8 protein-coding genes are annotated in these 5,805 nt (G+C 34.0%); 2 read left to right on the top strand and 6 right to left on the bottom strand.

The genetic code is table 11. From position 1 onward, the window contains the following. Together ispF and EZH24_RS06400 are read left to right on the top strand one after the other, a co-directional pair. Positions 1 to 475 (top strand): 2-C-methyl-D-erythritol 2,4-cyclodiphosphate synthase (gene ispF, locus EZH24_RS06405; protein ID WP_137998304.1); only part of this gene is annotated, 475 nt, incomplete at its 5' end. Positions 476 to 485: 10 nt separating this feature from the next. Beyond that, positions 486 to 1,442, top strand: coding sequence for a squalene/phytoene synthase family protein (locus tag EZH24_RS06400; RefSeq protein WP_137998303.1), 957 nt, complete (start codon positions 486 to 488; stop codon positions 1,440 to 1,442). Here EZH24_RS06400 and EZH24_RS06395 read toward each other — a convergent pair. From EZH24_RS06395 to EZH24_RS06370, 6 genes are all read right to left on the bottom strand, one after another. Further along, entirely contained in the window at positions 1,437 to 2,018 is a 582-nt protein-coding gene (locus tag EZH24_RS06395; RefSeq protein WP_137998302.1) for a Smr/MutS family protein, read from the bottom strand. The genes EZH24_RS06400 and EZH24_RS06395 overlap by 6 nt on opposite strands. A gap of 14 nt (positions 2,019 to 2,032) precedes the next feature. Next, positions 2,033 to 3,514, bottom strand: coding sequence for a transcription termination factor Rho (gene rho / locus EZH24_RS06390; RefSeq protein ID WP_137998301.1), 1,482 nt, complete (start codon positions 3,512 to 3,514; stop codon positions 2,033 to 2,035). A 68-nt stretch (positions 3,515 to 3,582) separates the two neighbouring features. After that, positions 3,583 to 3,966, bottom strand: a complete 384-nt coding sequence (gene rplQ / locus EZH24_RS06385) for a 50S ribosomal protein L17 (protein ID WP_137998300.1) — start codon at positions 3,964 to 3,966, stop codon at positions 3,583 to 3,585. A gap of 18 nt (positions 3,967 to 3,984) precedes the next feature. Then, positions 3,985 to 4,959 (bottom strand): DNA-directed RNA polymerase subunit alpha, encoded by a 975-nt coding sequence (locus tag EZH24_RS06380; RefSeq protein WP_137998299.1) that lies wholly within the window; start codon positions 4,957 to 4,959, stop codon positions 3,985 to 3,987. Between the two features lie 23 nt (positions 4,960 to 4,982). Further along, positions 4,983 to 5,609 carry a 30S ribosomal protein S4 gene (rpsD, locus tag EZH24_RS06375; protein WP_137998298.1) on the bottom strand — a complete coding sequence of 209 codons (627 nt, stop codon included), beginning with the start codon at positions 5,607 to 5,609 and terminating at the stop codon, positions 4,983 to 4,985. 17 nt (positions 5,610 to 5,626) lie between these two features. Continuing rightward, entirely contained in the window at positions 5,627 to 5,788 is a 162-nt protein-coding gene (locus EZH24_RS06370; protein ID WP_473807415.1) for a small ribosomal subunit protein uS11, read from the bottom strand. Positions 5,789 to 5,805: the final 17 nt, after the last annotated feature.

The following is a 5,805-nucleotide window of genomic DNA, read 5'->3' as shown; positions in this document are numbered from 1 at the left end:
GAGAATAGGGCATGGTTATGATTCCCATATATTTGAAAAAAATAGAAAATTAATTTTGGCGGGAATAGAAATTAAAAGCGAATTCGGATTAAAAGGACATTCTGACGCCGATGCGGTAATTCACGCTTTGATAGATTCCATATTCGGCGCTTTATCTTTGGGAGATATAGGAAGCCATTTTCCCGATAACGATAATAAATATAAAAATATTTCCTCCATAGAATTGCTTAAAGAAACTGCAAAAATTATGGGAGAAAAAAAATATACGATTTCAAATACCGACATTACGATTATAATCGAAAAACCGAAATTGAGAGATTATATAGATTCTATGCGCGAGAGTTTGGCGAAAGCATTGAAAACTGATATAAAAAATATTTCCATAAAAGCTAAAACGAACGAAAAAATGGACGCTGTAGGAAGAGGAGAAGGAATAGCCGTTTATTGCGTATCGTTATTAAAAAAATATTTATAAAGGAAAAATTATGGGAGAGAAAATTACCACAAAATATTTGCTCGATTTGGTTTCAAGGAGTTTCGCTTTGGCGATTCCATTGCTCGATAAAAACAAAAAAATAAAAGTGGAAGTTCAATATTTGCTTGCGAGAATAATCGACACAATTGAAGATTCGATGCATGAAGTTAAAGATAAAGAGACTTTGATAACGGGATTCGTAAATATATTGAAAACGGGCGACACAAAAAATTTAGAAAATTTCAAAAAAGTTGTAATAAGCAAAACGATAAACAAAAACGATAAAATCCTTATAGAAAATATCGACATTGTCCTTAAATCGTTTTTCAACTTTCCGATTGAAATAAAAAATATGTCTATTTCCTACTTAAAAGAAATGGGCTACGGAATGATTTATTATCAAGACCATGCCATCTCAAACTTTGACGATTTAACCGATTACTGTTATTATGTCGCGGGAACGGTTGGAATTTATTTAACAGAATTAACTCGATTATCGGACGGACTTAATTTGGACAGAGAAAAAGCTAAAAAACTTGGAATATTTTTACAAAAGATTAATATAATAAAAGACGCAAAAACGGATTATAAAGAAAAAAGAATATTCTGGCCATCCTCTCTTTTCGACAACGAAAATCCCGCTCCTTATTTTGAAGACACGGCTTATATGGATAAATCGCTCGAGGTTTTGGGTAAAATGATTGAAAGCGCAAATAACGAATTCAAACCTTCCATAGAATATATTACGAGTATAGAAAAAAAGGCTCAAGGATATAGACGCTTCTGTTTGCTTTCGGTAATGATGGGCTACGAAACCTTAAAACTTATGAAAAATAATTACGATTTATTTACGGGAAAAGTTTTGAAAATACCTAAAAAAACGACTTTGGATATAGTCTCAAAAGTGAAATCCGATTTTTATACGAATAAAAAACTTGAAGATATATTATTGAACAACAAGCTATAACAAATAAATTAATTTTGCGCCGCTTCCGCCGAGCCTTGCTGGAGCTTCCGCCGAGTATTTTATATAATATTTGCCTTCTGTGGCTAAATAATATTCCACCAAATCTTTCAAAACCGCTATTTTATTTTCGCTTCTAAATCCTTTTCCATGAATTATTAAAACTACTTTCAAATTATTTTTTTTAGCCTCGAAAATAAATTTTTTTATACTTTGCAACGCTCTTTCTCTCGTGAGTCCATGCAAATCTAAACTATCTTGAGGTTTTACGGTTTTTAGATTTGGCTTGAATTTGGAATAAACTTTTTTATCGTTATAAATATTTTTTATATGATTCGAGTAATTGAGATTTTTAACGGCGTTCAAAAACATCTCTCTGTCTTCTTCGGTATAATTATTATCATTATAATTTTTTATATTATTTTTATTAATATTTTTTTTGATTTTATTTTTTAAATTATCTTTTAAATTCTTTTTAAAATTATTTTTTGAATTTGAATCTTCGGGAAAATATCCATGTTCCAAATAAAACTCAAATAATTCTTTATCTTTAGAATTATTATAAGAATCTTCGGACATATTAAATCCTCAATTTACGAATTTAATAATTTAAGAAATTCGAAATTGTTTTTGGTGGAATTCATTTTATCGATAATTTTTTCCATAAATCCGTATTCGTCAACATTTATATTTTGGCTCTGTAAGTTTCTTATAAGTCGCATTTTGGCAAGCTCTTCTTCCGTCATAAGCAAATCGTCTCTCCGAGTCGAAGAAGAATCTATATCTATCGCTGGGAATAATCTTCGGTTTGCAAATTTTCTATCCAAATGAAGTTCCATATTTCCCGTGCCTTTAAACTCTTCGTAAATATAATCGTCCATTCTGCTTCCAGTGTCTACCAAAGCGGATGCGATTATCGTAAGAGAACCGCCCTCTTCGATATTTCGCGCAGCTCCGAAAAATCTTTTCGGTTTATGCAATGCGTTCGAATCGACTCCGCCCGTAAGTATTTTTCCGCTCGCTGGAACTACCAAGTTATACGCTCTAGAAAGTCTCGTTATGGAATCGAGTATAATAACCACATCATGTTTATTTTCGACCAATCTTTTAGCCTTCTCCAAAACCATATCGGAAACCTGACAATGTTTTTCTGGAGGTTCGTCAAAAGTGGATGCCACGACTTCAGCCTCTGGAACATTCCTTTTCATGTCGGTAACTTCTTCGGGTCGCTCATCTATAAGAAGTATAAAAAGTTTTATATCGGGATAATTTCTGCAAATCGCGTTAGCTATCTCTTGAAGCATCATAGTTTTTCCCGCTTTCGGAGGAGAAACGATTAAACCTCTCTGTCCTTTTCCTATGGGAGCGACTAAATTTATTATTCGAGTCGAAATTTTATTCGGAGCGAATTCCAAATTGATTCTTTCGTTTGGAAATATTGGGGTAAGTTTGTCGAATATAGGTCTTTTATATAGATTCTCTGGCTTTTCTCCGTTAACTCTCTCTATTCTTAAAAGTCCGAAATATTTATTTGGGCTATCGTCTTTTGGAGGACGAACTTCTCCTCCGACTACATCTCCCGTCCTTAATCCGAAAAGTCTTATTTGAGTTGGCGCTATATATATATCGTCCTGCCCAGATAAATAATTCATATTCTGCGACCTTAAAAAACCGAAACCGTCTGGCAAAACTTCCAATGTTCCTTCGGCTTCGATTTTTCCTCCAGAAACGAGATGCGTCCTCAATATTAAATGCATCAATTCCTGTCTTCTAATATTGGCGTCTCTTTTTAATCCGTAGCTATTTGCAAATTCCAATAATTCTTCAAAAGTTAGGCAGCTTAATTTATTTATATATACGATATCTTGAGGTCTTTCGATATTTTGAGTCTCTTCGTATTCCATATTATTATCTTCTTCGTTATTATTATTTAAATTATTTGAATTATTCTCGCCATTAACCAAAACGGCTTTTTTTACGACTTTTTTTCTAACGCTCCTAACTTTAACGGGAGCTGAAACGGATTCCGTTTCTAAATTTTCTTCGGTTTCTTTATTTTTTTCCAAAAAATCCATAGATACTCCTATGCAAATAATGTATGCAAATATATATAATATTTAATTAATTTGAAATTTTATTAATTTTACTTTTTCACTTCTGTTTTAGCGGACGAGCCATCGCAAAGCATAACCACGCACATATCGGCGTTGTCTCCGAATCTTTTATATGATAAAATTTTTCTCACAAAACCGCCGTTTCTATCCGCATATTTCGGAGCTATATCGTTAAATAATTTTCTCAATACCGTTTCGTCTTTTATATATTTGGCGATTATTCTTCTGTTATGAAGATTATCTGTTTTCGCTCTATAAATAATTTTATCCGCAAGCTGTTTTATCGCTCTGCCTTTTTCTTTAGTAGTTTCAATTTTCTCATACTTCAAAAGAGAAGTGAGCATATTTGAAAGCATAGCCTTTCTATGCGCGCTCGTTCTATTAAATTTTTTAACGCTTACTCTATGTCTCATTTTATATCCTCGTTATTTTTATTTTCTCATTCCAAGATGCGCCCCGTATTCGGCAAGCTTTTCTTTAATTTCATCGACAATCATCTCGTTTGCGCCTACCAATGTTATCAAATCGCTCTCGGATTTTATGGCTACTTTATCGAGAGTTTTCAAATCGGAAGTCATCAAGAAATTCGCCGTTCTAACTGAAAATTCAATTTCGTCCACAAATTTATCTTTCAAAGATTCCAAAACCGAATTTTTTGTATCTTCTTCAAATTTGATATCGCCTTCTTCCGCTTCCTCTGGCATCATAAAAGAAGTTAAATTATCTCTTAATATTTTAGCCGCCCAAGACAAAGCTCTATCGGGAGCGACATTTCCTTTAGTTTCTATTTCCAAAGTAAGTTTGCCGTAGTCAACTCTCTGCCCTACTCTTATAGGCTCTACCGTTGAATTTACGCTTACTATAGGCGAATATATGGCGTCTATCACTATAGAGTTAACATCGTTTACAAGTTCGGCGGACATTTCGGCGGGGACATAACTATATCCTCCGTCTATTTGAAACTCCATCTCAAAACTATAACCTTCCGCTATCGTGGCGATATAATAATCGGGGTTATAAACTTTTACTGACGAATCGGATTCAACCAAATCTCGAGCCGTTATAACGCAAGGACCGTCTTTTTTTATATGAACGGTTTTGCTTTCTATATTATCTGGAAGAGAAACCACTACATTTTTAAGATGCATTATCATAACGATTGTGTCTTCTTTCATTCCTTCGACATTTTCAAATTCGTTGCTTACATCTTTTATTTTAATAGCCGTAATGGCGTATCCCGGTATCGAAGATAACAAAACTCTTCTTAAAGCGTTACCAATAGTAACGGCGTATCCTCTTTCAAAAGGCTGAGCTACAAATTTTCCGTAAGTGGAAGTTAAATCTTTAGCCTCAAAAGTAACCTTATGCGGATGCTTAATAGATTCCAATATTTCTTTTAATGCCATTCTTATAATGCTCCTTATAGCCGTTATTTAGAATAATACTCGATTATGAGCTGTTCGTTAATAGGATATTCTATATGTTCTCTTATAGGCAAAGTAACTATCTCTCCCGTTTTGCTTGATAAATCCAAATTAAGCCAAGCTGGAACATATTCGTTTTTCAAATCCTCTACTATTTCCTTAAATTGTCCTATCGCGTTTCCTCTATCGGTAATGGAAATTTTATCTCCCACTTTCACGCAATAAGACGGAATTGTCATTTTTTTGCCATTAACGGATATAAATCCATGATAGACAAACTGCCTCGCTTGAGACCTGCTTTTTGCAAGCCCCAATCTATAAACCACATTATCCAAACGCAATTCCAACAATCTAAGCAAATTCTCGCCCGAAACCCCGCTTATACGAATAGCTTCTTGATAGTAATTTCTAAATTGTCTTTCCAATATTCCGTATATTCTTTTAACTTTTTGTTTTTCTCTCATCTGAACGCCGTATTCCGACAACTGTTTCATTTTTCGGTTAATCGGACCTGGAACATCTCTTCTTTTTGTTATGGGACATTTAGCGCTTACGCATCTATCCCCTTTTAACATGAGTTTCATGCGTTCTCTTCGACATAATCTGCAACTTGCATCTCTGTATCTTGCCATAATTTATAAACTCCAAATTATATTCTTCTTCTCTTTTTAGGACGACATCCGTTATGAGGCATCGGAGTAACATCTTTAATGAGCTTAACTTTCAAACCAGCCGCTTCAACCGCTCTTATAGAACTTTCTCTGCCCATACCAGGTCCCTTTACATAAACATCAACCTCGCGAACGCCCATTTCAAAAGCCTTTTTAG

The organism is Brachyspira catarrhinii (assembly GCF_005518285.1).
Classification (GTDB): domain Bacteria; phylum Spirochaetota; class Brachyspiria; order Brachyspirales; family Brachyspiraceae; genus Brachyspira; species Brachyspira catarrhinii.
This window is presented reverse-complemented; position numbering and strand designations above follow the sequence as displayed.

What these genes read in the sequence shown, in the direction of transcription:
- EZH24_RS06400 (WP_137998303.1), top strand. Translation starts at nt 486, where the DNA reads ATGGGAGAGAAAATTACCACAAAATATTTGCTCGATTTGGTTTCAAGG.
- EZH24_RS06395 (WP_137998302.1), bottom strand. Translation starts at nt 2,018, where the DNA reads ATGTCCGAAGATTCTTATAATAATTCTAAAGATAAAGAATTATTTGAG.
- rho (WP_137998301.1), bottom strand. Translation starts at nt 3,514, where the DNA reads ATGGATTTTTTGGAAAAAAATAAAGAAACCGAAGAAAATTTAGAAACG.
- rplQ (WP_137998300.1), bottom strand. Translation starts at nt 3,966, where the DNA reads ATGAGACATAGAGTAAGCGTTAAAAAATTTAATAGAACGAGCGCGCAT.
- EZH24_RS06380 (WP_137998299.1), bottom strand. Translation starts at nt 4,959, where the DNA reads ATGGCATTAAAAGAAATATTGGAATCTATTAAGCATCCGCATAAGGTT.
- rpsD (WP_137998298.1), bottom strand. Translation starts at nt 5,609, where the DNA reads ATGGCAAGATACAGAGATGCAAGTTGCAGATTATGTCGAAGAGAACGC.
- EZH24_RS06370 (WP_473807415.1), bottom strand. Translation starts at nt 5,788, where the DNA reads ATGGGCGTTCGCGAGGTTGATGTTTATGTAAAGGGACCTGGTATGGGC.